The sequence below is a fragment of the Streptomyces sp. P6-2-1 genome (genome assembly GCF_050613165.1).
Classification (GTDB): domain Bacteria; phylum Actinomycetota; class Actinomycetes; order Streptomycetales; family Streptomycetaceae; genus Streptomyces.
Window position 1 is genome coordinate 3,639,301 of record NZ_CP192513.1, and the last position, 24,340, is coordinate 3,663,640.

Here is a 24,340-nt window from a genome sequence, read left to right on the forward strand (position 1 = left end):
CCTTCCCCGGCCCTGTCGCATGGCGGGCACGGCATTTCGTCCGGGGAGTCGACACGCGGCGGTGAGGGTGCGCATGAGAAGCGACGTACGAGCGGGGCGCCCGCGGCGCTGGTGGACCTTGTGGTGCGCCCTGCTGCTCCTCGCGGCGAGCGCGGCGATCCCCGCGTACGGGGCGGCCTCCGCGTACGAGGCGGCGCCGCGCGGGACTTCCGGTGCGCCGCGCCCCGGCACGCGCGCGGTGGCGGCGCAGAACCCGCTCTCCGTCACGTACGTGGCGCGCGCCTGCCCCCGGTACACCGACATCATGGCCAACAAGGCGCGCAACAACATCCAGGAGTCGCTGCGCGACCTCGGCCCGGACTCGAACTACTCCAGCTCCGAGGCGGTTTCGGCGGCGAAGGAGGCGGCGGGCACCCCGCTCCCGCCGTGCGAGCCGCTGACCGGCTGGACCTTCTCCACCGGCAGGGGGATCACGGGCCCCACGGCAGGCACCCAGAACCTGAGCACCCTCACGGGACCCCTCCGGCAGGACATCACGACGACCGCGAGCACCCCCGAGCTGGACGCGGCGGGCGACCCCACGGGCCGCACCCTCCAGGGTGCCGTCACCGTCCCGCTCACCGACGCCGAGACCGCCGCGCTCAACGCCCACGCCCTGTGGACGCAGGGCGGCACCCCGGCGCAGGCCCTCAACGGCAAGCAGGAGCAGTACGGCTTCGGCGCGCTGCGCTGCGCGCAGGACGCCTTCAACGGGGACAACGTCGAGCACCTCACGCTGCCGGCGGGGACCCGCCACATCTTCTGCTACTACTACGCGGTCACACCGCCGCCCGGCGCGGGCACGATCAAGATCGTCAAGCACGTCGACGGGCCCGGGCAGGGCGATTTCCGCTACGAAGGGAACCTGTCCTACGCCGATGCGAACCACGACGGCGTCAACGACTTCACGCTCTCCGCGTCGAGCGGCGCCGACGCCTCGCAGACCTTCGTGCGCGGCGCCTCGGACATCGACACGAACCCGTGGACGCTGAAGGAGTCCCTGCCCTCGGGGAGCGGCTGGCAACTGGAGGGCGCGCCGAGCTGTGACGTGCGGACCGGGTCGGGAGATCCCGGCCGCAGCGAGGTCTCCACCGACTCCGGCGGTGCGCTGCGGATCGGGCTCGTCGCGGGAGAGACGGTGACGTGCCGGTACAGCAACCGCCGTACGGCCGGTGCGGGGCTGCTCAGCAAGGAGAGCCTGGGCGCGACCGGCACCTTCGACATCGACCTGGAGACCCCTCCCGGCGCGCCCCCCGTCGGGACCGCGCCCGTGACGACGAGCCGCGAGGGCGTGCCCGTGACGGTCGCCGACGCGGACAGCGTCGTCACCGGCACGTACACGGTGACCGAGCACAAGCCCGCCCCGGACGGGCGCGGCACCTGGGAGCTGACGCGCGCGGTCTGCGGGGGCGAGGAGGAGCCGGTCACGGACGCGGGCGACACCTGGCGGGTCTCGCACGAGGTCACGGCCGGAGAGAATCCGCACTGCCGGCTCACCGACACCTTCACGCCCGGCGGCGCGATCGGCGTCGAGAAGGTCACGCGGGGCGGCACGGGCACCTTCGGCTACGCCGTGACCGCGCACCCGGCCGCCGGTGGTCCCTCCGACGGCGAGCAGTACACGGGTACGGCGACGACCGAGGCGGAGAACACGGTGACCCCCGCGGTGCGCGAGGACGGCAGTCCAGGACCGGTCGCGAGCGGACTGACCGTGGACGACAGCGTGCGCTACACCGTGCAGGAGTTCCTGCCGCCCGCCTCGGAGGCGGGCCGCTGGGTGCTCGACGCGGTGGACTGCGGGGGCGCGCAGGAGGGCCCGCCGAGGCCCGGCGGCTCCAGCGTGGAGGTGCGCCTGACGCCCGCGCACCCGAAGCCCACCTGCCGGTTCGCCAACCGCTTCGTCCCCGCGGGGACGCTCGACGTCATCAAGACGACGAGCGACGACGAGAAGCTGCGCCCGGACGCCGCGCGCCTCGCGCTGAGCTGCGCGGACGGCGTCGACGACGGCGTCGACATCGCCCCGGGCGCGACGGGCGGCAGCATCCCGGAGCACGCCTTCAACGAGGCGACGACGTGCACGGTGACCGAACCGCGCACGGGCGCCGCCGCGGACGCGAAGGTGACGACGAGCGCGAGCGTGGCGGTCGACGGCGGGACGCAACGCCCGCTGGGCCTCGGGGACTCGTTCGCGGTACGGCCGGGGGAGCGGACGGTGTTCCGCGTGGCGAACGTCTTCACCGGCACGTCCCCCTCGCCGAGCCCGAGCCCGAGCCCGAGCCCGAGCCCGAGCCCGCACCCCTCGCCCTCGGTGCCGGTGTCCCCGGCGCCGGGGCACGGCGCGGGCACGTTCCCGCCGGGCGGCGGTCCCGGCGGCGCCCGGCTCCCGCACACGGGCGAGGACAGGTACTGGCTCGCGCCCGCGGCGGGGATCGCCTTCGCGCTGCTGATCGGCGGCGGGGTGCTGCTGCGGATGGCGTGGCTGCGGCGGCGCCGGTACGAGTAGGAGGCGGCCCGGGGGCCCCGCGAGGTGGGGGTGAGGCCCAGTCACCTCGCGGGGGCGCCCTGGGGGGTGTGCCCCCGTACGACCAGCTCCGCTTCGACGGCGAGGTGGTCGGTCCCCTCGATCCGGACGAACCGCACCGCGCGGGCCGCGAGGCGGCGCCCGTAGAGCACGTGGTCGATCTGGGTGCCGATGACGGGGGCGGTGCGGGAGGGCCAGGTGGGGACGCGGGAGCGGTGCAGCGTGCGGGCGGTGTCGCGCAGGGGGCCCGCGGCGAGGAGGGTGCGGAAGGCGGCGTGGTCCTGGCTCGCGTTGAAGTCCCCGGCCATGACGTCGACGCCGGGCGCGGTACGGGCGAGGCGGGCGAGTTCCGTCTCCCACACCGTGGTGAGCCCGGGCAGCGGGGGCTTCGGGTGGGCGAGTTGGACGCGCAGGGTACGGCCGGCGAAGGTCATGTCGGCGCCCGGCATGGTCATCTGCGCGGGTACCGGGCGGGTCGGGCGCAGCGGGTGGCGGGACAGTACGAGCGAGCCGGCCGAGCCCTCGCCCGCCGCGCGGGACACGTACCGCCAGGCGGGCAGCCCGGCCCGCAGGGTCGCGACGCAGCGGGCCGGGCACTCGGGTACGAGGACGAGGTCGGGGCGCGTGCGGCGGACCTCGCCGACGAGCGCGGGCGCCGCGTGCCCGAACTCGACGTTGGCGCTGAGCACCCTGAGCGGCGTGCCGGACCCCGGGTCGTCGGCGCGCTGCGTCGCCCCGGGCAGCAGCGCCCCGCAGAGCCCCGCCACGACGAGCACCCCCCACCCCGTCCCGGCCCGCCACCGCCCGTATGCGGCGAGGAGCAGTCCGAGCAGCGCGGGGGCCGTCAACCAGGGCAGGAAGGCGAGGAGTTGGGGTACGGGGGTCGGCCCGTCGCGCCCGGCGGCGCGGCAGAGCAGTACGAGGCTGAGGCCGAGCAGGAGGAGCCCCCCGAGGAGGCGGGCGGTGAGCCGGAGGGGGCGTCTTCCGCCCGTGTCCCCGCCGCCGTACGCGGACCGCCCTCGCCCGAAGACCTCTCTCGCGCCTCGCACGCGCTCACTGTGCCAGAGCGGCGAGTGCCGCGCGTACGGCACGCACGGGGAGCAGGCGCGGGGGGAATGGCGGGAAGTGGATCACTCTTTCGCGTGATCGGGCGATATGCCCGTTATGGATGCGAGAGGGTACCGCCGGGTGGCCGTTTCTCCGGCCGCCCGCGCCGGAGTGGGCCCCTTCGCCGTACCCGGGGCCCGGTCGGCGGCTGCCACCGCACCACATGAAGGAGACGGTCATGGCGACCGACGTGCAGGACAGTTTCTACCGCCGTATCGACGCCGCCCTCAGGTCCAGGGACGACGGTCACATCGTCTGGATCTTCAAGGACAAGCACTACCTGCGGTACGACCTGAACGCCGACAAGGGCGTCTCTTCGGCGAAGGCGATCGAGGGCAACTGGTCCGGTCTCGCCGACTCCTTCACCCGCGGTGTCGACGCCGCCCTCAACCGCAGGGACCAGCCCGGCGTCGGGTACCTCTTCAAGGACGACCAGTACGTGCGCTGGAACCTGGAGACGGACGCGGCCGTCACCGGTTACCCCAAGAGCATCGCGGAGGGCTGGTCGGCGCTGCCCGAGGCGTTCCAGCTCGGTGTCGACGCCGTCGTGAACCACCAGGACAACCCGAAGATCGTCTGGTTCTTCAAGGACGACCAGTACGTGCGGTACGACGTCGCCGACAACAAGCTCCTCGCCGGGCCGAAGACGATCGCGGGCAACTGGCACGGCCTGCCCGACTCCTTCAACCGGCGTATCGACGCGGCGATCCCGCACGCCACCAACCGCGACAAGGTCTACCTGTTCAAGGACGACCAGTACGTGCGTTACGACCTGGCCGCCGACCGCGCCGACTCCGGCTACCCGCTGGCCATCCGCGGCAACTGGAAGTTCTTCCAGTAGAAGCCGCCCCTCTCGCACCCGGGGCGCACGCCACCGGCCGCCCGCGCGGATCACTGCCCTGTGACCGGTCCGCGCGGGCTCGGCCTGCCCGCTTTGCCCGCGGGCGGTTCGCCCCCCCCGCTCACCCCTTCGGGGGATCGCGGCGGGGTTTTCGGCCGTTCTCGCGTTCTCGCGGCCCGGGGAGCGGGCGAGGCAGGACGGCCCGGCGACGGCACCACCGCTCCCGGCCACCGCAAGCCCGTGCCGGCCCCTGGGCCACCGTTCCGTCCTTGGCCGACCGACGTCCCCGGGCACCGGCTCGTCGCCGCCGTTCCCGGCTCGTCGCCGCCGTTCCCGGCTGACGGCGGCGTCAGGCGCTGGTGGCGGGGAGGGCGGTGTCCAGCCACTCCGCCACCACGCGCCCGAACTCCTCCTCCGCCTCCAGGGGCGGCAGGTGCGCCGCGCCCGGGATGATCGCGAGGCGGGCGTCGGGGAGCAGGGCGGCGAGTGCGCGGGCGGCCGGGACCGGGGTGTAGGTGTCGAGCGCGCCCACCACGACCAGCGCCGGGCCGGTGAACTCCCGCAGGACGTCACGGTAGTCGGGGCGCAGGGCGCGGCCGCGCAGCGCCGCGGCCGCGCCGGCGGGCGGGGTGCCGTGCATCATGCGGCGCACGTGGGCGGTGACGGGGGAGCCCGGCGGCGTCGCGGTCATGCGGTGCAGCACCTCGTCCGTGTAAGGGACCATGCCCTCGCGTTCGAGGCGGGCCGCCAGCTCCGCGCGGGCCCGTACGCCCTCCGCGGTCTCCGCCTCCGGAGTCGTCCCCACGAGCAGCAGCCCCCGTACGCGCGGACCGAATCGCCGCACGCACTCCATCGCGATCTGTCCGCCCATCGACAGCCCGCCGAGCACGAAGTCCCCGATCCCGCGCGCGTCGAGCAGCCGGGCGATGTCGGCGGCGAAGGTCGCGAACTCCACCGTGCCGGGGGTGACGTCGCTCTCGCCGTAACCGCGCAGGTCGGGGGCGATGACACGGCCGCGCTCCGCGAGGCGCTCGCGCAACGGGGTCCACAGGGTGCGGTCGAAAGGGGTGCCGTGGAGGAGGACGAGGGGGAGGGCCTCGCGCGCGCGGGCGGGCGCCGATTCGTCGGAGGCGAGGGACACGGGGGGCGGCGTGAGCTGCGGAGACGTCATGCCGAGGACGCTAGGGAAGGTCCCTGGCGCGGTGCAATGATACGGATTGCCCTCGGTGCGATCCCGCGCCGCGGGGCCGTGAGGGAGGGCCCGCCCCGGCCCGGAAGGACGGCTGTGGACGACTACCTCCGGCACGCCCACGTCCTCGCGACCCGCATCCTCGCGGGCCGCCTCCGCCCCGGCGACCGCCTCCCGCCGCAACGCGTCTTCGCGCGGGAACAGGGCATCGCGGCCTCCACGGCGGCCCGCGTGTACGGGGAGCTGAGGCGGCGCGGGCTCGTCGTGGGGGAGGTCGGGCGCGGTACCTACGTACGGGCCGCGCCGCCCGGCGCGGGAGCGGCGGCGCTCACCGCCGCGCCGCCGGGGGCCGCCCCCGCCGACCTCGAACTCACCTACCCGACGACGCCCGGTCAGGCGAGGGAACTCGCCGCCTCGTTCGCCCCGCTCCTGCGCCCCGACGTGCTCGCCCGCGCGACCGCGCCCCTGTCCCCGCGCGGGACGCGGCCCGCGCGCGAGGCGGCCGCACGGCTCTTCGGCCCGGCCGGGGAGCAGGAGCGCGTGCTCTTCGCGGGGAACGGGCGCCAGGCGCTCGCCGCGGCGTTCACGTGCGCCGTACCGCGCGGCGGCAGGATCGGCGTCGAGGCGCTCACGTATCCGCTGGTCAAGGAGATGGCGGAGCGGCTCGGGCGGGTCCTCGTACCGCTGCCGCTCGACGCGCAGGGGATCGTGCCCGCCGCCCTCGCCGCGGAGCGGCCAGGCGCGCTCTACTTCCAGCCCACCCTGCACAACCCCACGGGCCGCACCACCCCGCCGGAGCGGCGCGCCGAACTGGCCGACGTGGCAGCGCGGTTGCGCATCCCCGTCGTCGAGGACCGGGTGTGGTCCTTCCTCGCCGACCCCGAGGCCGGGCAGGTCTTCGCCGCGCTCGCGCCGGAACGCACCTACGTCGTCGAGAGCCTGTCCAAGCGGGTCGCTCCCGGGCTCACCGCGGGCGTGCTGCTCGTCCCCGAGGGGCGCGTCGCGTGGGCCGAGAACGCGCTGCGGGAGGGGAGCTGGACCGCGGGCGCCTTCGCCGTGGAGGCGGCGGCGCGGGTCCTCGTGGACGGTACGGCGGCCCGGCTCGCCGCGCACAAGCGCGCGGAGGCGGCCGCGCGGCAGCGCATCGCCGCCGAGGAGCTGCCCGGCACCGAGGCGCACCCGTCGAGCTACTTCACCTGGTGGCACCTCCCCGCCCCCTGGCGCGCCGAGCCCTTCGCCGCCGCCGCCCGCGCCGCAGGTATCGCCGTCACGCCCGGGCCCACCTTCGCCGTACCGCCGTACACCGCCCCGCACACCCTCCGTCTCGGCCTCGCGGCCCTCCCGGTCCCGGCACTCCGCACGACCCTGCGCACCCTCGCGGCCCTGGCCGCCGCACCTCCCGCCCGACCCCGGGGAACCTGATCCCGGGGAACCGACTCCGGGGAACCGACTCCGGGGAACCGGCCCCCGTACCGCCGAACCGGCCCCGCACCCCGGCGTTCCGCCTCCGTTTGCGCCGCCTCCCGCCCCCGCGCACGCTGGGAAAGGCCGCCCGTCCCCGCCCCGAGGGGAACCCCATGCCGACGATGCGCGCCTGGTCCCTCCCCGCCCCGGCCCCCGCCGAGACGCACCCGCTACGCCTCACCGAGAAGCCCGTCCCCGACCCCGGACCCAGCGAACTCCTCGTGCACGTCCGCACCTGCGGCGTCTGCCGCACCGACCTGCACGTCACCGAGGGTGACCTTCCGCCCCACAAGGAGCACGTCACCCCTGGCCACGAGGTCGTCGGCGAGGTGGCCGCGCTCGGCGCGGAGGTCGCGGACTTCGCCGTGGGCGACCGCGTCGGCGTCGCCTGGCTCCGCTCCACGGACGGTACGTGCCGCTTCTGCCGCCGGGGCGCGGAGAACCTGTGCCCCGCCTCGCGCTACACCGGCTGGGACGCGGACGGCGGTTACGCCGAGTACACGACCGTGCCCGCGCCCTTCGCGTACCGCCTCCCACCCGCCGTCGAGGACGCGGCGCTCTCGCCGCTCCTGTGCGCCGGGATCATCGGCTACCGCGCGCTGCTCCGCACGGACCTGCCCGAGGGCGGCCGCCTCGGGCTGTACGGGTACGGGGGCAGCGCCCACCTGTGCGCCCAGCTCGCCCGCGCGCAGGGCGCCCGCGTCCACGTCCTCACGCGCGGCGAGGCGGCGCAGGCCCTCGCGCGGGAACTCGGCGCGGTGTCGGTCGGCGGCGCCTACGACGCCCCCGCCGAACCACTCGACGGCGCGGTCCTCTTCGCCCCCGTCGGCGACCTCGTCCCCACCGCCCTGCGCGCGCTGGACCGCGGCGGCGTCCTCGCCGTCGCGGGCATCCACCTCAGCGACACGCCGCCGCTCGACTACGAGCACGAGCTGTTCTACGAGAAGGAGTTGCGCAGCGTCACCTCCAACACCCGTGCCAACGGGCGGGAGTTCCTGAGCCTGGCCGAGCGCTTCGGCGTCCGCTCGACCATCCACGGCTACCCGATGTCCCGCGCCCCCGAGGCCCTGGCCGACCTGAAGGCGGGCCGCTTCGACGGAGCGGCGGTCCTGGTCAACGACCTTTCCGCATAGCGGGCTTGGCCGCGCGGTACGGGGGCTTGGCCCGGCGCGAGGACGGCGTGACCCTCCTCGCCGACCGCCTGCGGAGCGCGGCGGAGACGGGCGACCACCCCCGGGGCGCCGCCCCCGGAGGCCCTGGCCCGTTACCGGAGTTCGTGCCTGGGGGCGGGGAGTGCGTGCCTGAGGGGGCGGGAGGTTCGTGCCTGGGTGTGTGGAGTGCGTGCCCCGCCCCGCTTCGCCCTGGGTCAGCGGCCCGGTGCCCGCCACCCCTCCCGCAGCATCCCGAACAGCGCGTCCACGGCGGCTCCTTGGTCCTCGCGTCCGCGCGCGAGCACGGGCACCTCCAGGACGAAGCGCGCCAGCGCGTCACAGGCCAGGTCCCCCGCCCGTACCCCGAACTCCTCCGCGAGCGCCGCGCTCAGCGTGTCCGTGTGCCGCACCCACATCCGTTCCGCGTACGCGCGCAACGCCGGGGTCGTGTCGATGAGTTCGTGGAACGCGGCGTACTGCGGGTGCGCCGTGTGCGGGAGCCACGTCTCGCGTACGTACCGGTGCAGCGCGTCCACGACGTCTTCGCCCGCGCCCCGCTCCCGTACCGCCGCGACCAGCGAGGCGTCCGTGTGCTCCTCCTGGTCGAAGACCAGCGCCTCCTTGCCGCCCGGATAGTGCTTGAACACGGTCGTCGGCGAGACGTCCGCCTCCTCGGCGACCTCGCGCACGCTCACGTGCTCGTACCCGCGCTCCAGGAAGAGCCGCAGCGCGGCATCGGCGATGGACTGCCGCGTCGCGGCCTTCTTCCGTTCACGGCGGCCGGGCACGGGGTGTTCCGTCGCGGGGCTTCCTGCGGCGGGGCGGGCGGGGTTCTCGGTCATGTCTCCAGGCTACCCGTCGAGTGGTACACGAAAATTAGCGGTACACGTCCAAAAGTTTGCGCGTACCACTTTTCCGGCCTACGGTGGTGGCACAGGCCGGGTCGAGCACGACCGCGCGGCACCACCGCGCCACGCTCCCCGCCCCGTGTCCCACCCACCACCGCCTCAAGGAGCCCGCCATGCCCACCCCCACAGCCGCATCCACAGCCGCACCCACCCCCGCGACAGCCCCCCGCATCGCCGTCATCGGAGCGGGACCCGGCGGCCTCACCTGCGCCCGCGTCCTCCAGCGCCACGGCATCCCCGTCACGGTGTACGACCGCGACGCGGGCCCCGAGGCCCGCGATCAGGGCGGCACCCTCGACCTCCACGCCGACAACGGCCAGTTGGCCCTCCGGGCGGCCGGCCTGCTCGACGCGTTCCTCGCGAAGGCGCGCCCCGAGGGCCAGGAGATGCGCGCCTACGAGCCGAGGAGCGCCGCGCTCACCGGGCGCCACGTCCCCGAGCCCGACGAGATGTTCAAGCCCGAGATCGACCGGGGCGTGCTGCGCGACCTGCTCCTCGGCTCACTCGCGCCGGGCACGGTCCGCTGGGGCCACGCCCTCGCCGAGGTCGGCGGGCAGCCCACCGGTCCTCGTACGCTCCGCTTCGCCGACGGCACGACCGCCGGGGCCGACCTCGTGATCGGCGCGGACGGCGCGTGGTCGAAGGTGCGCCGCGCCCTGTCGGGCGCGCTGCCCGCGTACACCGGTGTGACGTTCCTGGAGGCGTGGTTCGACGACGTCGAGACCCGCCACCCGGAACTCGCCGCGCTCGTGGGGCAGGGCGGCGCGCACGCGGCGGACGGCGAGCGGGCGATGTTCGCGCAGCGATGCGGTGGCGACCACATCCGCGTGTACCTGATCCGGCGGGTACGGGCCGACTGGCTCGCCGCCCACGGGCTCACCGCCGCCGACACGGAGGCGGTCCGCGCGCTGCTCCTGGAGGAGTACGCCGACTGGAGCCCCGCCCTGCGCCGCGTCCTCACGGAGAACGACGGCCCGTACGCCGACCGCCCGATCAACGCGCTCCCGGTCCCGCACACGTGGACGACGCAGCCGACCGCGACGCTCCTGGGCGACGCGGCCCATCTGATGCCGCCGCTGGGCGTGGGCGTCAACCTGGCGATGCTGGACGCGGCCGAACTGGCCCTGTCCATCGCCGAATCCGCCACGCTCGCCGAAGCCGTCACGGCCTACGAGTCGCTGATGCGCCCCCGCTCCGAGGAGTACGCCGCCCAGCTGGCGGGCGCGGCGACGGGCCTCCTGGAGGCGGGCGAGGGCCTGGACGCGCACCAGCACCACGGCTGAGCACGCGCCGCCGCTCTCAGATGCGCGACTTCCGCACCGAGTTCCACGCCGCCCCCGCCAGCGCCCGCGCCGACCTCGGCACCGAGAGGTGCTCGTGCTCGCGGTACAGGGCCCAGTTGAAGGGGATGAGAGCCAGCTTGTTCGAGGAGAGCGAGCCCGCCTGGTGGGCCCGGTACACCGCCAGCGGCTCCCGCACCGCGCGGGCGTCGACGCCGTCGCGCATGATCGACAGCCACAACCCGTAGTCCTGCCGCTTCGGCATGTCCGGCATGAGCCGTGTGCCGAGCGCGTTGCGGTCGTACATGGCGGTCAGGGCGCCGATGTGGTCCTGCACGAGCATCGCGCGGTAGTCCACGTGCTCGGGTGCCCACACCACCCGTCCGTTGGGCGCGAAGTCGGCCGCCTCGCCCGCGTAGTCGGCGTCCATCTTGTAGTAGGACGTGAACGTGAGCGGTGTCCCGGCCGTCGCGGCGAAGGCGAGCTGCTTCTCCAGCTTCGTCGGGAGCCACATGTCGTCGCTGTCGAGGAACGCCACGTAGTCGCCCTTGGCCCGCGAGATCGCGAGGTTGCGGGCCTTCGCCGCGCCGCCCTGCTGGGCCGCCGCCTCGGGCAGGACCCGCCCGTCCTGCCGGGCCATCTCCCTCAGCAGTTCCATCGACCCGTCGGTGGACGCGTCATCGGTGATCAGCAGCTCGACATCGGTGTGCGTCTGTCCGAGCACCGACCGCACAGCGGGCCCGAGCGTGGCCGCCGCGTTGTGGACCGGCATGATCACAGAAACCAGCGGCACGGGCCTTGCTCCTCACCCAGAGCGGAATCGTCATGAACGTTGTCGTCGCTGCCCCAGGCTACGTGCCCCCGGCGGTGCCCGCGCACGCGGCCGGGGAACGACGTCGGCGCCCGCCCTCGTGCGGGGTGGCGCTCCCCGTGGGTGCGGCCCCGGAGGTTCGGGAAGTCTGCGCTTGACCCCTCCGGCGCGGCCGAGCACCGCGCGGTGGCCGCCCGCCTCGCCGCCCTCGCCTCCGGGCGCCGGGCCACCCGCAACGTCGAACTCCCCACCCCGGAATCCGCCGAACTCGGCCTGCGGCTCCTCGTTGCCTGACGGGCGGCCGCCCCCTGCCCTCCCCGAGCCCTCCCCGAGCCCTCCCCCGCCGTCTCACCGCGTGTGCGGGGGCGCTCCGTGGGCCGCTTCCCGGTGGCGGACGAGGAGTACGCGGTAGTCCGTCGCCGCGCTGTAGTCGTACGCCGCCTCCGCCCTCCGCTCCCGCTCGGACAACTCCGCGCACGCACCGCACACATCGCCCTCCCGCTCTCTCACAGCCTGTCCCCCCTGCTCCGCGCGTTCGCCCGCGCCGTCCCGCCCCGCAACCTCTCCTCCGGAGTCGCCGTCCGTACGTCCCCCGGGTCCGCGCTCCACTCGCACCCGCCCCGCACCGGCCGGAGCCACCACCTCCCGCCCATCACCCCCTGGAACTCGGCCACTTGGCCCCGCGCCACGTCCACCACCAGCGCCCCCCGCTCCGGCGCCCCCACGCCTTGCGCCGCCACGTCCCGCTGCCGCGCCCGCGCGCCCCTGCTCACCACCGACGCGAGCCTCAGTGCCTCGTGCGCCTCCAATGCCTCAAGCCGCACCCCGGGCGTCTCCACCCGCGACCCGGCCCGCGTCACCTCCGTCTCCACCCCCGCCAGCCACAGCGCCCTCCGCAGCAGGCCCGCCGCCCGCTCCGCCTCCTCCCACGGGTCACCGAACGTCGTCACCGGCGCGGGAGGCTCCAGCAGCAGCGCCACGTACGCCGCCACCTCCGGCCGCAGCGGTCCGCAGAACACCACCTGCCGCCCCTCCGCTTCCGCCAGACTGACGGGCACGTCGAACCCCCGTGCCAGCAGAGCGAGATGGAGCGAGGAGGCGCACTCCGTCGCCTCCGGCCGGGCGGGCGTTTCCGATGTTGCCGTCATCACCATGCATCCCTTGTGCGGTGGTACATCCTGATAAGAGAATTTCTTCTGCTACTGAGGGTGAGTACAGCGTCTCCGTGGGGTAGGTAGCAGCGCAATGGGTGACACGTGACACGGCGCGGCGTCACTGATCATCGGGGCAGCGAGAAAGGGCCCGCATGGCAAAGGTGAAGCGGCTCAGGAACGGCGAAGGAGCCGGTTCGGGGCGCTCGGGACCGGCGGTCTGGGGCCGCATGGAGGTCCACTTCCGGACGCAGTCCGGTGTCACACAGGCCGAGTTGGCACGAGCGCTGAACGTGGAACGGTCGCTCGTGTCCAAGTTCGAGTCGGGCGACCGCGTCCCGGACTTGAAGCACGCGGAGGACGCGGACGCGTTCCTCAACGCGGGCGGGGCGCTGGTGGAGCTGTGGAAGGAGACGGACTGGTATCCGCAGGTCGAGCATCCCGACTGGTTCGAGCGCCGGGCACGGATGGATGCGGAGGCCACTAGCGTTCATCTGTATCAGGCGATGTTGATGCCAGGACTGATGCAGACGCCTGAGTACGCCGAGGCGTTGCTCGAACGTTTCGAGGAGGACAAGCCGATGGGGGAGCGTGTGCAGGCTCGTATGAGTCGGCAGGCTCGCTTCCGGGTGCCGAACGGCCCCATTCTTGTGGCCGTTCTAGATGAGAGCGTGCTCCGAAACGTGGTCAAGAGCAGCGAAATCATGGCTGCGCAGTGCAAGTACCTCCTCGACATGGGCCAGTTGCCGAACGTGCGCGTCCAGGTCGTTCCCGCTGATTCCCCACGCATCAACAGGCCCGACGCTTCAATGTCACTGATAGCGCTGCCCGATGGCACGACCACGGTGTACTCGGAGTCGCTGGACCGTGGGCATTTCATCGTTGAGCCGAAACTCGTTGCGCAACACGCCCGTACCTATGATGTGCTGCGGGCGGATTCTCTGTCCGCGGCGCACTCGACGGCCCTGATCAGGGACGCGATGGAAAGGTACGAACGGCATGAGGCACCTCGGCTCGTCCGACGCGAACTGGATCAAGAGCAGCTACAGCGGAACCAACGGCGGCGACTGCGTGGAAATCGCACTCGGCTCCCCCGGCCTCGTCCCCGTTCGTGACAGCAAGGTCGTGGACGGTCCTGTCGTGACCGTCGGCGCGGCGTCGTTTTCGGCCTTTCTTGAGGGTGTCGTCAAGTCCCGCTGACCCGACGGGCGTTGTTTGAGGGCCACTTCCTCGCGGGTACATCCGCGCCGAGGTGGCCTTCCGCGTACCCGAGGGGAGTTCCGGCATGGTGATGTCCTGGAAGCGGAGCAGCTACAGCGGCGACGACGGAGGGAACTGCGTCGAGGTCGGCTTCGAATGGCGCAAGTCGAGCTACAGCGACAACGACGGCGGCAACTGCGTCGAGGTCGCGGCGCGGTGGCAGAAGTCCAGTCACAGCGGGAACAACGGCGGGGACTGCGTCGAGGTCGGGACCGCCGGTCCGTCCGCTCCGCACGTCCTCGTGCGGGACAACAAGCGGGCCGCCGAGGCGGACACGCCGGTTCTGCACCTCGCTCCCGCCGCCTTCGCGGCCTTCCTCGCGGCGGCCCGTACCGCCTGAACGACGTGCCGGAACCGGCCGTGAACTGGGCTTGTTCGAGTGCTGGTACGGCTGGGGTAGGTGCGCGCCCGAGTGGCCTTCTGCGTACCCGAGGGGAGTTCCGGCATGGTGATGTCCTGGAAGCGGAGCAGCTACAGCGGCAACAACGGCGGGAACTGCGTCGAAGTCGGCTTCGAATGGCGCAAGTCGAGCTACAGCGAGAACGATGGCGGCAACTGCGTCGAGGTCGGGACGGCCGGCCGGTCCGCTCCGCACGTCCTCGTGCGGGACAGCAAGCGGGCCGGTGAGGCCGCCGTGCCGGTGCTGCATCTCCATCCCGCCGTCTTCACGGGCTTCCTGGGAGCGGTCCGCACGTCAACCTCGCGCCCCTAGACACGGCCATCCGTACGGGTGGTGCCCCGGCGCGGTGTGCGAAGGGCGGTGAGGCGGGCCGCGCGGGCCAGCGCGAGGAGCGGGAACCAGCTCTCGTAGGCGGTGAAGTGCGCCCTGCGGTAGGCGCCGTCGTACTCCTGCCCCGCCCGGTGTCAGGCCTCCTCCGGGTCGAGCGAGGCGCCCGCGAGGGCCCCGGCGAGGTAGGCGAGGCCCGCGCCGGCCAGGAGCAGCGCGGCGGTACCCGCGTACCGGCCGGGGCGGTCGTGCCACGTGCCCGCGCGCAAGGGACCGGACCAGAACCACAGGGCGGGGAACAGGAGCGGGAGCGCGAGGAGGAGGGGAGGACGGCGACCCGGTGATTGTGCGCGATCCGCGCCGCCGCCGGTCCCCCTCGCGCTCTCCTCGCGCCTCCTCGCGTTCCTAGGCCGCGCGCGGCGCCGTGTGGCGGGTCAGGGCCGTGATGAGGGTCGGCCAGAGTTCGCGCGGGCGGTCGTGGCCCATGTCCGGGACGAGCAGCAGACGCGCGCCGGGGACGAGCTGGGCCGTGCGGCGGCCGCCGCTCGGGTCGATCAGGGTGTCGTCCAGGCCGTGGATCACGAGCGTACGGACCGTGAGCGCGCGCAGTTGCGCCGCGCGGTCGCCGCTGAGGATCATCGCGCCGAGCTGCCGGGCCGTACCGGCGGGGAAGTAGCCCCGGTCGAAGGAGCGGGCCGCCAGCTCGCGCAGCGCCGCGAGGTCCCCGTACCGGCGCGAGGCCCACACCAGTTCGCGGTCCGCCGAGGCGATGAAGCCCTCGCGGTCGGACGGCCTCGGCGCGAAGAGCGCCGCCTGCGCCTCCGGCGTCGAGTCGCCGTAGCCGGGCTCGCCCGTCGAGGACATCATCGAGGTGAGGCTCAGGACGCGGCCGGGATGGTGGATCGCCATCGTCTGCGCGATCATGCCGCCCATCGAGGCGCCGACCACGTGCGCCCGCTCGATGCCGAGGGCCGTGAGCAGCCGCATCCCGTCCTCGGCCATGTCGCTCAGCCGGTACGGCACCATCGCCTTCGCCGCCTCGATGTCGCGCGCGTTGACCGCGGCGACGAACTCGCCGAGGTCGACCGGGTACGCGTCGAACTTCGTCGACAGACCACAGTCCCGGTTGTCGTACCTGATCACGTACCGGCCCTGAGCAGCCACTTCCCGGCAGAAGTCCTCATGCCAGGAGATCATCTGCGCACCAAAACCGGCGACGAGGAGGACAGCCGGATCGGCGGGATCGCCGAAGGCGTCGTGGGCGAGGGTGACGGGGCGGGCGGTGGCGCTCATGGGGACAGCTTTTCAGGCGGGAGGGGGTGCGGGCATCCCGGTTCGGGGAGGGGGCGGGAGCGGGTTCCTGGGGGAGCGTGCGGAGGGGGCGCGGACGCCCCCGTCGTGCGGGAGCGCGAGGGGGCCGTCGCCGGAGCGAGGAGCCCGTACGAAGGCGATGAGCGGCAGGTGCGGGCCGAGAGGGGCGGGCGGTGGTGGTCAGAGAGCGCGGGTCGCTGTCGTGGCCAGGGTGGTGTACGGCATCGTGAAGCGGCCGCCGAGCGCGTCGATCGCCGCGCCGACCGCGCGCAGGACCTCGGAGAGCTGGTCGGGGGCGAGGCGCGTGAGGCCGCCCGTGGTGGGCAGGAGGTCGAGCCATTCGTCGCGCGTATAGGGCTGTTCCCAGTCGAAGCGCCACTGCTCGGGGGCCTCGAAGCGTCCCGTCGCGCGGAGCGTGGCGGCGTACTCCTCGTAACCCTCCTCGTAGAGGCTGAGCGGGCGGCGGGCCGGTTGCCCGCTCAGCGGGGAGTCGGGGGCCACGCGGCGCAGCGCGGCAGCGAGCGGTTCTGCGAGCGCGGCCGGAGGCTCGTAGACGTGCCCGAAGATCGCGAACCGCCCGCCGGGGCGCAGCAGTTCCGCCGCCTTCGGCGCGCCGGCGGCCGGGTCGACCCAGTGCCAGGACTGCGCGGCGACGAGCAGATCGAAGGTCCTGCCCCGCGGCTGCCAGGTCTCGAAGGTGGCCACCTCGACCGCGAGGCCGCGCGCGCGGGCGAGGTCCGCCATGCGCGCGTCGGGCTCGACACCGAGTACGGAGCAGCCGGCCGCCTGGAACTGGCGGGCCGCGATGCCCGTGCCGGTGCCGATGTCGAGCACGGTGAGGGGAGCGGGGGCGGGGCGGGCGGCGGTGAGGCGGGAGATCAGGGGGACGGGGTAGGCGGGGCGGGCGTGGTCGTAGCGGCGCGCGTCCGTGCCGAAGGACTCGGCCACGCCGCGGGCTCGGTGGGGGGAAGTGTGCCGGGCCGCCCCCGGGGCCGCCCCCGGGGGCGCGTGCGAGGCCGCGTGCGGCGCCTCCCGGCGGGCCCGGGCGGCTTCGCCGTGGGGGTGGCGACGGTCGTCGGGGGGCTGGGCGGCGGGCTCGCGCGGTAGAGTGGGCATGTGCCCACATTAGTGGGCGGTCGCCCACTCGCCAAGGGTGCGGGACGAGGAGAGGGGCTGAGCGTGCCGACAGGGGTGCATCTGCGCGACGCGCGGCAGCAGTTGTTCGACGCCGCAGAGCGCGTCCTGCTGCGGGACGGGCCGAACGCGCTGACCAGCCGGGCCGTGACCGACGAGGCGGGCTGCGCCAAGGGTGTCCTGCACCGCCACTTCGCCGACTTCGACGCCTTCCTCGCCGAGCTGGTCCTCGCTCGCGCGGCCGCTCTCGAAGCGGAGACGCGGGCGCTGGGCGCGTCCGTGGGGACCGGGACCGTGGCGGGCAACCTCACGCGGGCGCTGTGCGGCCTCTTCGGGCCCGTGCCCGTGGCGATCATCCCGCTCCTCACCTTCCGCGACGAACTCCGGGCCCGGCTGAGGGAATCCGACCCCCGGGGCGGCATCGCGATCCTCGCCCAGGCCACCACCGGGATCTCCGCCTACCTGGCCGCCGAACGTGCCAGGGGCCGTCTCGCCGCCGGGGTGGACGTGGACGCGCTCACCCTCTCGCTCGTCGGCGGCGGACACCTCCTCTTCGCCGACCGCGACGCACGGCCGCCGACGGAGGAGGTCGTCGCGAGGTTCGTGGCGGGGGTGGTGGGGGTGGTGGGGTGAGCGGACACCTTTCCCGGGCCGGGCGCAGGGGAATCACCCGAGGGCGGGTTCCGGGGGGGGCTGACCTCGCCCGGGGCCGGGCGCAGGGGGGGCCGGCCTCGTCCGGGGACGGGCGCAGGGAATCACCCGAGGGCGGGTTCCGGGGTGCCTTGTCCGGGGCGACGACGAGGCCCTAAAGGCGAGGGACGCGCCTGTCGTCCGGCACGCGGTGGGCGTAGCGGGCCGTGCCCTCGTCCAAGTCGGCGACCCGTGGGGCGAATTCCTCGTCCGTGAGCCAGTCGGCGGCCTGGCGGTACGGGAGGCACTCGCGCGCCGGTGCGGTGTCCTCGTGCGCGTGGTAGCGCTCGAAACGGTGCCAAGTCCTCTGACCCGGCCAGGGGTTGTCCGGCCCCGGGAGCGGCCTGCCCGCCCCCAGGGGCGCCCCTCTCATCAGCGTCACCGCCGACGACGGTGTCCCGCGCGCGGGGGGCCCTCGCGCGGGGGGCCCTCGCGCGGGGACCCTCGCGCTTCCGGCGGGAACGGGACCGTACCCCGACGTCCTCGTCCAGCACGGCTCCGGGCCTTGGACCGCGAGGGCGACACCCCGAAGCTGCCCTTCGGCCTCGGCGCGCCGCTTGCCGCGCTTGCCGCCGCCGCGTTCGCCGCCGCCGGGGTCGTCGCCGGGGTCGCCGCCGCCGGGGGCGCGAGCCTGCGCCACGACCGGCGCGGAGAGGGCGCGCCCCCCGGCGGTCACTGTTCTTCGTCGAGGGCTCGGCGCGGAAGGAGTCGGGGCCTTCACGCCGAGCAGGGCTCGTCTTCGCGCTGAGCACCATCCCGACGGCGATGCCGTGCTGCTTCGCGTTCGCGCGGGCGGGCACCCTCGCGTCGACGGCGGCGCACTTCGCGGTCAACACGACGATGGTGCGGCGCGACGTGAAGGCGCCGACGACGCGGGCACTGATCCTCGGAGTCGAGCGGGTGGTGCTCGGCGCCCGGTACGCGGGACGCGGGAGCTGGGGGCCGCCGCAGGCGGAGGGCCGGGGGGCGCGGGGCGGTGGCGTCGCTGCCGTACGCGAGCCCGAATCGCCCTCCCCGTACGCCGGTCGGCGGCGGCTTCGGCGGCGGTCGCGGGAGCCCGATCCGGGGTGCGGCGTCACCACGCCGGGACCCGTTCCGATGGGCGGCCGTCATGTTCCCGTATCCGCACGGTGGTTGGGGCGCCGCTCGCGCGTGAATAACTCCCCTTGCAGACACCCCACTTCTGCTCTTCCAAGGGAGTATCGCGTGCCCCACCTCACGAGACGCCTCGCCACCCTCGCCGCGCTCAGCGCCGTCACGGTCCTCGCCGCCGCCGGGACCGCGCTCGCTGACCCGCCCGGTGCCCTGCCCGAGAACGCGAGTGCCCTGGAGAAGACGTACGAACCGGCCTACGACTACGACAAGGACGGCTGCTACGCGAGCACCGCGATCGGCCCCGACGGCACGCTCAACGGCGGCCTGAAGATCGGCGGCGACGTCAACGGGCAGTGCAGGGACGCCTCCGACCTCGACAACGTCAACGTCTACGCGCGGACGAAGTGCAACAACGACTGGTGCGCGATCGTCTACGCCTCGTACTTCGAGAAGGACCAGGCCGCGCTCGGCCCCGGCAGCGCGGGGCACCGCCACGACTGGGAGCACAACGTGGTGTGGGTGCACGAGGACCGCGTCGCCTACGTGTCGACCTCGCAGCACGGCGGCTTCGCCGTCCACTCCGCCGACAGCCTCCCCTTCGACGGCACCCACGCGAAGGTCGTCTACCACAAGGACGGCATCAGCACGCACTGCTTCCGCGCCGCCAAGAACGACGGCGGCGACGAGCCCCCCGAGAACCACAAGGGCACCTGGCAGTACCCGCCGGTCGTCGGCTGGGACGGCTACCCGGAGGGGATTCGCGACAAGCTGACCTCCGCCGACTTCGGCTCCGCGCTGCTCGGCATCCGCGACGACACCTTCGGCAGCCACCTGGAGAAGGCGAAGCCCGAGGGCATCCCCTTCGACCCGTACGCCTGAGCGGCTTTGCCGTAACGGCAAAGGTGTTTGCCTCTCGTTCCCGTGCTGCCGCACCGTGGCGGCACCGGAACGAGAGGCGGTGGTCATGATGACCGGAGGAGTACGCGAACGGTACGACGTCGTGGTCGTGGGCGGCGGGCCCGCAGGGCTGGCCGGCGCGCTCACGCTGGCGCGGGCACGACGGTCCGTGCTCGTCGTGGACGCGGGTGAGCCGCGCAACGCGCCCGCCGAAGGGGCGCACGGGCTGCTCGGGCTGGAAGGGATCAGGCCGACCGAGCTGCTGCGGCGCGGGCGCGCGGAGGTGCGCGGGTACGGGGGCGAGGTCGTCGCGGGCGAGGTGCGGGACGTCACGCGGGACCGTGACGGGTTCGCCGTCACGTGCGCGGACGGGACGACCGTACGGGCGCGCGGCGTGCTCGTCGCGAGCGGCGTCGTCGACACGCTGCCAGACGTGGCAGGACTGTGGCAGCACTGGGGCAGTGATGTCGTGCACTGCCCGTACTGCCACGGCTGGGAGGTGCGCGAGCGGGCGATCGGCGTGCTCGGCACGGGGCCGATGTCGCTGCATCAGGTGAAGCTGTTCCGGCAGTGGACCGACGACCTCGTCTACTTCCCCGACCGGCAGCCGGTGCCCGACGAGGAGTGGATCGCGGCGCGCGGCATCCGCGTCGTGCCGGGCGAGGTGGCGGGCGTCGAGAGCGACGCGCAGGGGCGGCTCAGCGGCGTACGGATGGCGGACGGCACGTTCGTCGCACGGCAGGCGCTCGCCGTCGCGAGCCGTCTGGAGTCCCGCACCGCCTTCCTCGCGGGCCTCGGCCTCACGCCCGTACCGCACCCCTCCGGCATGGGCACCCACATCCCCGCCGAGCCGACCGGCCGTACGACGGTCCCCGGCCTGTGGATCGCGGGCAACGCCTGCGACCTCGCCGCGCAGGTCGGTTCCTCGGCGGCGGCGGGCGTGATGGCCGCGGCGCAGCTGAACATGGAGCTGGTGGAGGCCGACACGGACCGGGCGGTGAGGGCCCACCGCGCCCGCGAGGTCTTCTCCCCGGAGTCGGAGGCGCGTGCCCTGGCGAGCAGGACGGTGCGGGGGAGCGAGGGCTGAGCGGGACGGGGGTTCCGGGGCGGGTGGCTCCGAGGCGGGACTCCGAGGGCGGGGACTCCGGGGCGGGGGCGAGGCTGAGCGGTGCGGGTGGGGGGCGGGGGCGAGGCTGAGCGGTGCGGGTGGCTCCGGTGTGCGCGCGTCCGCGCGGGTCCGTCGTGTGCCGGGTCCGTCGTGTGCCGGTCCGGCCGTGCACCGCGTCCGTTCGTGCGCCGGGGCCCGGTTACCTTTCCGTCCGTCCCGGCGGCCTCCAGGGCTGACGCCCCTCGCCCTGGGGGCCACCGGGACGGACGGGGCCATGTCGGGGCGGCGTGTGGCCGGGCCGGGGGTGCGGGAGGCGTACGGGGGTGGGCGGGTCACCTCACGCGTGCCGTACGGGGGTTGATCAGGACGTGGGCGTGCATGTCGTGCCAGCCGTCCGCGTGGCGGGCCGCGGCGTGGCGGGTGGCTTCGAGGGGGTAGCCCGCCTTCGTCGCGACGCGGCACGAGGCGGTGTTGCCGGTGGAGTGCTGGAGGACGAGCCGCGCGAAGCCCGTCGCGAAGGCCCAGGCCGTGAGGGCTCGTAGCGCGGCCGGGGCGAGGCCCCGGCCGCGCGCAGCGGGCGTGACCCAGTAGGCGACCTCGCCCTCGCCGTCGTCCGCCTCGATCCGGTTGAGGGAGCAACGGCCCAGCAGCGTACGGCCCTGGGTGAGTGCCCACTCGGCCCTGGCCTCGGCCCGCCACGCCGCACGCCAGCCGGAGATCCACTCCGCGGCCTCCGCCGTCGAGTCGGCCCTGCGGGCGCTCCAGTACTGGATCGCCGGATCGTCGTACGCCTCCCGTACCGCCTCCGCGTCCCCCTCCTCCCACGGCCGCAGCACCGCCTCCGTACCGGCCACGGGGAGAACGGGCTGCGGGTGGCGGGCGAGGGTGCCGGGGGGCAGCGCGGGCGGGGCGAGGTGAGGCATGGGGGCATCGTTCCCCGCGCCGGACGCGCTCCGCAGCCTGTTTTCAGGCGGTCGAGCCCGGGCGGGCGATCATCAGCACCGTCACAGCGACCCACAGCAGGTTGAAGACACCCGTCAGCATGGCGAGCCGGGGGGCGGCCCACGCTCCGGTCGCCGGGCCCTCGCCGCTCAGCGCGTGCTCCTGGCCCGGCAGGATCGCCAGGACGAGGAGGACGGCGGCGAGCGCCGTCAGGGCGATCGACGCGCCCACCCACGGATCGCCCAGGACGCCCATCGTCGCGCCCGTCACGAGACCGAGGAGCGGGACCGCGAGGGCCACGGACGCGTAGACGCGGCAGATGCGGTGGAGAAGCGCGGCGCCGGGCGAGGCCGCCTCGCGGCGGTGGAGGGCCGGGAACATGCTCGCGGCGACCGCCACCGGGCCCACCGCCAGGATCGCCGCGACGACGTGCAGGGAGAGGAAAAAGGTCTTCACGGGACGTCGACGGTACGGGGGGCAGCCGACCGTACCCAGTGGCAAAAGTGACAGGCTCCGCCGACTTTCTGCCACGTGGTGGCGGGGCAGAGGTGGCAGGCGTCTGACCTGCCGGAATTCTGCCTGGCACACCGCTGCCACGGGCGCGCAAGGGGCTCGCGGGAGGGCTCGCAGGGGGACGCGGCGCAGTACATTCGTGCCATGCACGCCGTCGCGGTCCTCGCTCTCGACCAGGTGATCCCCTTCGACCTCTCGGTCCCCGTCGAGGCCTTCGGGCGGACGCGGCTGCCGGACGGGCGGGACGCGTACCGGGTCGTGATCTGCGCGGAGTCGCCCGGCGAGGAGGTGGCAGCGGGCGCGTTCACGCTGCGGGCCCCGTACGGGCTCGACGCGCTCCGTACCGCCGACACGATCATCGTGCCCGGGACCGAGGCACCGCTCGCCCCGCTGCCCCCCGCCGTGCGGGAGGCGCTGCGCGCTGCGGCCGCGCGCGGGACGCGCATCGCGTCGATCTGCACCGGCGCCTTCCCGCTCGCAGCGACCGGGCTGCTCGACGGACTGCGCGCCACCACGCACTGGAGCGCGGCCCCGTTGCTCGCCGAGGCGTACCCGGCCGTCGACGTCGACCCCGACGTCCTCTATGTCGACAACGGGCAGCTCCTGACCTCTGCGGGGGCGGCGGCCGGACTCGACCTGTGCCTGCACCTCGTACGGCGCGACTACGGGTCCGCCGTCGCCGCCGACGCGGCGCGGCTCTCCGTCATGCCGCTCGAACGAGAGGGCGGGCAGGCGCAGTTCATCGTCGCGCCGTTGCCGGTGACGCCGAGGGGGGCCGGGCTGGAACCACTGCTCGCGTGGCTGGAGACGCACCTCGACGAGGAGGTGACCGTCGAGCGGATGGCGCGGCGCGCGGGGACGAGCACGCGGACGCTGATGCGGCACTTCAAGGAGCAGACCGGGACGACGCCGCTGCGCTGGCTGCACCGGGCGCGGGTGCGCAGGGGGCAGCACCTGCTGGAGACAACCGGGTACTCGGTGGAGCGGATCGCCGGGCAGGTGGGGTTCGGTTCGGCGGGGGCGTTCCGCGAGCGGTTCAAGCGGACGACGGGCGTGAGCCCGCAGCACTACCGGCGGGCGTTCGGCGGGGCGCGGGTGGGGTGAGGGGACTCGCGCGGGAGCCGGGAGCGGGAGCGGGGCCGGGAGGGGGCTGAGGCGGGTTCCGGCGGGGCCGGGCGGTCTTCGGGGGGCGGCTCGCGGGCGTACGCGACGTGAATACGCGACGTAAAGGCGTGGCTCGGGGGCCGTCCCGCTGCTTAGGGTCCCTGCTCATGAACCGTGAGCTGAGCGCCGTCGTCTTCGCCGAGCGGCCCGATCTGCACGAGGCGTCCCGGACCGCACTGCACGGGGTGTGGCCCGAGTTCATCTTTCACGACGCCGTCTCGGAGCGGTGCGTCCCGCTCGTGGAGAGGTACTTCCCCGCGTTCGACCTGCTGCTCGTGGAGGGCGGGGGCGGGGACGCGGGTGGGGACAACGCGCGGGTCGTCGCCGGGGGTTGGGGGGTCCCGGTGCGGTGGGACGGCTCGTACGAGGACCTTCCGGGCGGGTACGACGGCGCGCTGGAACGGGCCGTCGCCGGGTACGAGGGCGCAGTGGCGCCCGACACGCTCGTCGTCATGGCCGCCGTGGTCGACCCGGCGCTCAGGGCCAAGGGGCTCGCGGGGGCGCTGCTCGCCGCGCTGCGCGAGAAGGCCACGGCGGCGGGGCTCGCGCGGGTCGTCGTACCGGTGCGGCCGACGCTCAAGGCGCGGTACCCGCTCACGCCCATGACCGAGTTCGTGGGCTGGACGCGCGAGGACGGACTGCACATCGACCCGTGGGTGCGCACGCATCAGCGGCTCGGGGCGCGGGTGCTCGGGGTCGCCGAGGACTCGATGGTCATCGAGGGGACGGTGGCCGACTGGGAGAAGTGGGCGGGGATGGCGCTGCCGGGGAACGGGAGTTACGTGGTACCGGGGGCGCTCGACGTGCTCAGGGTCGACCGCGCCGCAGACCGGGCGGTGTACCGCGAGGCGAACGTGTGGATGCGGCACGTGTGAGGGCACGGGGATGCGGCGTCAGGGGCGGCGGCGTGTCGTCCGGTGGTGTGGGGGTGGGGGTGGGTGCGGGGGACGGGGGGACGTGGGCGGAGGCGCGTCACGCTGGGCGACTGGCAGTGCCTGGCAGGCGTGGCAGGGTGTTTGGCAGTGCGTGGCAGACAT

At 74.3% G+C, this 24,340-nt stretch carries 25 protein-coding genes and 1 pseudogene; 14 read left to right on the forward strand and 12 right to left on the reverse strand.

Annotation, left to right across the window (positions count from 1 at the left end):
- Window positions 1-73 precede the first annotated feature (73 nt).
- Window positions 74-2,542, forward strand: coding sequence for a prealbumin-like fold domain-containing protein (locus ACQYWQ_RS15665; protein WP_431035278.1), 2,469 nt, complete (start codon window positions 74-76; stop codon window positions 2,540-2,542).
- A 41-nt stretch (window positions 2,543-2,583) separates the two neighbouring features.
- On the opposite strand, the gene ACQYWQ_RS15670 is transcribed toward ACQYWQ_RS15665, so the two are convergent.
- Window positions 2,584-3,609 (reverse strand): endonuclease/exonuclease/phosphatase family protein, encoded by a 1,026-nt coding sequence (locus tag ACQYWQ_RS15670; protein WP_431035279.1) that lies wholly within the window; start codon window positions 3,607-3,609, stop codon window positions 2,584-2,586.
- Between the two features lie 236 nt (window positions 3,610-3,845).
- Between ACQYWQ_RS15670 and ACQYWQ_RS15675 the strand changes: the two genes are divergently transcribed.
- Window positions 3,846-4,508, forward strand: a complete 663-nt coding sequence (locus ACQYWQ_RS15675) for a hemopexin repeat-containing protein (RefSeq protein ID WP_431035280.1) — start codon at window positions 3,846-3,848, stop codon at window positions 4,506-4,508.
- A 349-nt stretch (window positions 4,509-4,857) separates the two neighbouring features.
- Here the strand turns inward: ACQYWQ_RS15675 and ACQYWQ_RS15680 are convergent, their stop codons facing one another.
- Complete coding sequence (locus ACQYWQ_RS15680; RefSeq protein ID WP_431035282.1) at window positions 4,858-5,679, reverse strand: alpha/beta fold hydrolase; 822 nt, start codon at window positions 5,677-5,679, stop codon at window positions 4,858-4,860.
- Window positions 5,680-5,793: 114 nt separating this feature from the next.
- Between ACQYWQ_RS15680 and ACQYWQ_RS15685 the strand changes: the two genes are divergently transcribed.
- Together ACQYWQ_RS15685 and ACQYWQ_RS15690 are read left to right on the forward strand one after the other, a co-directional pair.
- Window positions 5,794-7,119, forward strand: a complete 1,326-nt coding sequence (locus ACQYWQ_RS15685) for a PLP-dependent aminotransferase family protein (protein WP_431035284.1) — start codon at window positions 5,794-5,796, stop codon at window positions 7,117-7,119.
- Between the two features lie 164 nt (window positions 7,120-7,283).
- Window positions 7,284-8,294, forward strand: coding sequence for a zinc-binding alcohol dehydrogenase family protein (locus ACQYWQ_RS15690; protein WP_431039208.1), 1,011 nt, complete (start codon window positions 7,284-7,286; stop codon window positions 8,292-8,294).
- Window positions 8,295-8,527: 233 nt separating this feature from the next.
- On the opposite strand, the gene ACQYWQ_RS15695 is transcribed toward ACQYWQ_RS15690, so the two are convergent.
- On the reverse strand, window positions 8,528-9,154 hold the full coding sequence (locus ACQYWQ_RS15695; RefSeq protein ID WP_431035285.1) for a TetR/AcrR family transcriptional regulator: 627 nt from the start codon (window positions 9,152-9,154) through the stop codon (window positions 8,528-8,530).
- Between the two features lie 179 nt (window positions 9,155-9,333).
- On the opposite strand from ACQYWQ_RS15695, the gene ACQYWQ_RS15700 reads away from it, so the two are divergent.
- Window positions 9,334-10,503: an FAD-dependent oxidoreductase gene (locus ACQYWQ_RS15700; protein ID WP_431035287.1), complete on the forward strand. Its 1,170-nt coding sequence runs from the start codon at window positions 9,334-9,336 to the stop codon at window positions 10,501-10,503.
- A gap of 16 nt (window positions 10,504-10,519) precedes the next feature.
- Here the strand turns inward: ACQYWQ_RS15700 and ACQYWQ_RS15705 are convergent, their stop codons facing one another.
- From ACQYWQ_RS15705 to ACQYWQ_RS15715, 3 genes are all read right to left on the reverse strand, one after another.
- Window positions 10,520-11,293: a glycosyltransferase family 2 protein gene (locus ACQYWQ_RS15705; RefSeq protein WP_431035289.1), complete on the reverse strand. Its 774-nt coding sequence runs from the start codon at window positions 11,291-11,293 to the stop codon at window positions 10,520-10,522.
- Window positions 11,294-11,659: 366 nt separating this feature from the next.
- The gene (locus ACQYWQ_RS15710) at window positions 11,660-11,821 is read right to left on the reverse strand and encodes a hypothetical protein (RefSeq protein ID WP_431035291.1); all 162 of its coding nucleotides are present in this window, start codon (window positions 11,819-11,821) and stop codon (window positions 11,660-11,662) included.
- Window positions 11,818-12,459 (reverse strand): hypothetical protein, encoded by a 642-nt coding sequence (locus ACQYWQ_RS15715; RefSeq protein ID WP_431035292.1) that lies wholly within the window; start codon window positions 12,457-12,459, stop codon window positions 11,818-11,820. The genes ACQYWQ_RS15710 and ACQYWQ_RS15715 overlap by 4 nt, the downstream gene beginning before the upstream one ends.
- A 233-nt stretch (window positions 12,460-12,692) precedes the next feature.
- Here ACQYWQ_RS15715 and ACQYWQ_RS15720 point away from each other — a divergent pair.
- From ACQYWQ_RS15720 to ACQYWQ_RS15735, 4 genes and pseudogenes are all read left to right on the forward strand, one after another.
- Window positions 12,693-13,424 (forward strand): annotated as a pseudogene (locus tag ACQYWQ_RS15720) (helix-turn-helix domain-containing protein); the annotation flags it as partial.
- A 37-nt stretch (window positions 13,425-13,461) separates the two neighbouring features.
- Entirely contained in the window at window positions 13,462-13,662 is a 201-nt protein-coding gene (locus tag ACQYWQ_RS15725) for a DUF397 domain-containing protein (protein WP_078491299.1), read from the forward strand.
- A gap of 85 nt (window positions 13,663-13,747) precedes the next feature.
- Window positions 13,748-14,062 (forward strand): DUF397 domain-containing protein, encoded by a 315-nt coding sequence (locus ACQYWQ_RS15730; RefSeq protein WP_431035294.1) that lies wholly within the window; start codon window positions 13,748-13,750, stop codon window positions 14,060-14,062.
- A 105-nt stretch (window positions 14,063-14,167) separates the two neighbouring features.
- On the forward strand, window positions 14,168-14,434 hold the full coding sequence (locus ACQYWQ_RS15735; protein ID WP_431035295.1) for a DUF397 domain-containing protein: 267 nt from the start codon (window positions 14,168-14,170) through the stop codon (window positions 14,432-14,434).
- Between the two features lie 152 nt (window positions 14,435-14,586).
- Here the strand turns inward: ACQYWQ_RS15735 and ACQYWQ_RS15740 are convergent, their stop codons facing one another.
- The 3 genes from ACQYWQ_RS15740 to ACQYWQ_RS15750 form a co-directional block, all read right to left on the reverse strand.
- Window positions 14,587-14,718 (reverse strand): hypothetical protein, encoded by a 132-nt coding sequence (locus ACQYWQ_RS15740; protein WP_431035297.1) that lies wholly within the window; start codon window positions 14,716-14,718, stop codon window positions 14,587-14,589.
- Window positions 14,719-14,854: 136 nt separating this feature from the next.
- Window positions 14,855-15,742 (reverse strand): alpha/beta hydrolase, encoded by an 888-nt coding sequence (locus ACQYWQ_RS15745; protein ID WP_431035299.1) that lies wholly within the window; start codon window positions 15,740-15,742, stop codon window positions 14,855-14,857.
- 198 nt (window positions 15,743-15,940) lie between these two features.
- Window positions 15,941-16,708 (reverse strand): class I SAM-dependent methyltransferase, encoded by a 768-nt coding sequence (locus ACQYWQ_RS15750; RefSeq protein ID WP_431035301.1) that lies wholly within the window; start codon window positions 16,706-16,708, stop codon window positions 15,941-15,943.
- 231 nt (window positions 16,709-16,939) lie between these two features.
- On the opposite strand from ACQYWQ_RS15750, the gene ACQYWQ_RS15755 reads away from it, so the two are divergent.
- A complete protein-coding gene (locus ACQYWQ_RS15755; RefSeq protein ID WP_431035303.1) occupies window positions 16,940-17,527 on the forward strand; it encodes a TetR family transcriptional regulator in 588 nt (195 codons plus the stop codon).
- Between the two features lie 172 nt (window positions 17,528-17,699).
- Here ACQYWQ_RS15755 and ACQYWQ_RS15760 read toward each other — a convergent pair whose 3' ends face one another.
- Window positions 17,700-17,966, reverse strand: a complete 267-nt coding sequence (locus tag ACQYWQ_RS15760) for a hypothetical protein (protein ID WP_431035305.1) — start codon at window positions 17,964-17,966, stop codon at window positions 17,700-17,702.
- An 824-nt stretch (window positions 17,967-18,790) separates the two neighbouring features.
- On the opposite strand from ACQYWQ_RS15760, the gene ACQYWQ_RS15765 reads away from it, so the two are divergent.
- Together ACQYWQ_RS15765 and ACQYWQ_RS15770 are read left to right on the forward strand one after the other, a co-directional pair.
- Window positions 18,791-19,558, forward strand: coding sequence for an NPP1 family protein (locus tag ACQYWQ_RS15765; protein WP_431035307.1), 768 nt, complete (start codon window positions 18,791-18,793; stop codon window positions 19,556-19,558).
- A gap of 79 nt (window positions 19,559-19,637) precedes the next feature.
- Window positions 19,638-20,663 (forward strand): NAD(P)/FAD-dependent oxidoreductase, encoded by a 1,026-nt coding sequence (locus ACQYWQ_RS15770; protein ID WP_431035309.1) that lies wholly within the window; start codon window positions 19,638-19,640, stop codon window positions 20,661-20,663.
- A gap of 353 nt (window positions 20,664-21,016) precedes the next feature.
- On the opposite strand, the gene ACQYWQ_RS15775 is transcribed toward ACQYWQ_RS15770, so the two are convergent.
- Window positions 21,017-21,607, reverse strand: coding sequence for a GNAT family N-acetyltransferase (locus ACQYWQ_RS15775; RefSeq protein ID WP_431035311.1), 591 nt, complete (start codon window positions 21,605-21,607; stop codon window positions 21,017-21,019).
- A gap of 43 nt (window positions 21,608-21,650) precedes the next feature.
- Entirely contained in the window at window positions 21,651-22,082 is a 432-nt protein-coding gene (locus tag ACQYWQ_RS15780; protein WP_431035313.1) for a hypothetical protein, read from the reverse strand.
- A gap of 201 nt (window positions 22,083-22,283) precedes the next feature.
- On the opposite strand from ACQYWQ_RS15780, the gene ACQYWQ_RS15785 reads away from it, so the two are divergent.
- Window positions 22,284-23,243, forward strand: coding sequence for a GlxA family transcriptional regulator (locus tag ACQYWQ_RS15785; RefSeq protein WP_431035315.1), 960 nt, complete (start codon window positions 22,284-22,286; stop codon window positions 23,241-23,243).
- A 167-nt stretch (window positions 23,244-23,410) separates the two neighbouring features.
- Window positions 23,411-24,178 carry a hypothetical protein gene (locus ACQYWQ_RS15790; protein WP_431035317.1) on the forward strand — a complete coding sequence of 256 codons (768 nt, stop codon included), beginning with the start codon at window positions 23,411-23,413 and terminating at the stop codon, window positions 24,176-24,178.
- The last annotated feature ends 162 nt before the right edge of the window (window positions 24,179-24,340 follow it).

Coding starts and splice junctions, on each gene's coding strand:
- ACQYWQ_RS15665 (WP_431035278.1), top strand. CDS start 74: ATGAGAAGCGACGTACGAGCGGGGCGCCCGCGGCGCTGGTGGACCTTG.
- ACQYWQ_RS15675 (WP_431035280.1), top strand. CDS start 3,846: ATGGCGACCGACGTGCAGGACAGTTTCTACCGCCGTATCGACGCCGCC.
- ACQYWQ_RS15680 (WP_431035282.1), bottom strand. CDS start 5,679: ATGACGTCTCCGCAGCTCACGCCGCCCCCCGTGTCCCTCGCCTCCGAC.
- ACQYWQ_RS15690 (WP_431039208.1), top strand. CDS start 7,284: ATGCGCGCCTGGTCCCTCCCCGCCCCGGCCCCCGCCGAGACGCACCCG.
- ACQYWQ_RS15695 (WP_431035285.1), bottom strand. CDS start 9,154: ATGACCGAGAACCCCGCCCGCCCCGCCGCAGGAAGCCCCGCGACGGAA.
- ACQYWQ_RS15700 (WP_431035287.1), top strand. CDS start 9,334: ATGCCCACCCCCACAGCCGCATCCACAGCCGCACCCACCCCCGCGACA.
- ACQYWQ_RS15715 (WP_431035292.1), bottom strand. CDS start 12,459: ATGACGGCAACATCGGAAACGCCCGCCCGGCCGGAGGCGACGGAGTGC.
- ACQYWQ_RS15725 (WP_078491299.1), top strand. CDS start 13,462: ATGAGGCACCTCGGCTCGTCCGACGCGAACTGGATCAAGAGCAGCTAC.
- ACQYWQ_RS15730 (WP_431035294.1), top strand. CDS start 13,748: ATGGTGATGTCCTGGAAGCGGAGCAGCTACAGCGGCGACGACGGAGGG.
- ACQYWQ_RS15735 (WP_431035295.1), top strand. CDS start 14,168: ATGGTGATGTCCTGGAAGCGGAGCAGCTACAGCGGCAACAACGGCGGG.
- ACQYWQ_RS15745 (WP_431035299.1), bottom strand. CDS start 15,742: ATGAGCGCCACCGCCCGCCCCGTCACCCTCGCCCACGACGCCTTCGGC.
- ACQYWQ_RS15775 (WP_431035311.1), bottom strand. CDS start 21,607: ATGCCTCACCTCGCCCCGCCCGCGCTGCCCCCCGGCACCCTCGCCCGC.
- ACQYWQ_RS15785 (WP_431035315.1), top strand. CDS start 22,284: ATGCACGCCGTCGCGGTCCTCGCTCTCGACCAGGTGATCCCCTTCGAC.
- ACQYWQ_RS15790 (WP_431035317.1), top strand. CDS start 23,411: ATGAACCGTGAGCTGAGCGCCGTCGTCTTCGCCGAGCGGCCCGATCTG.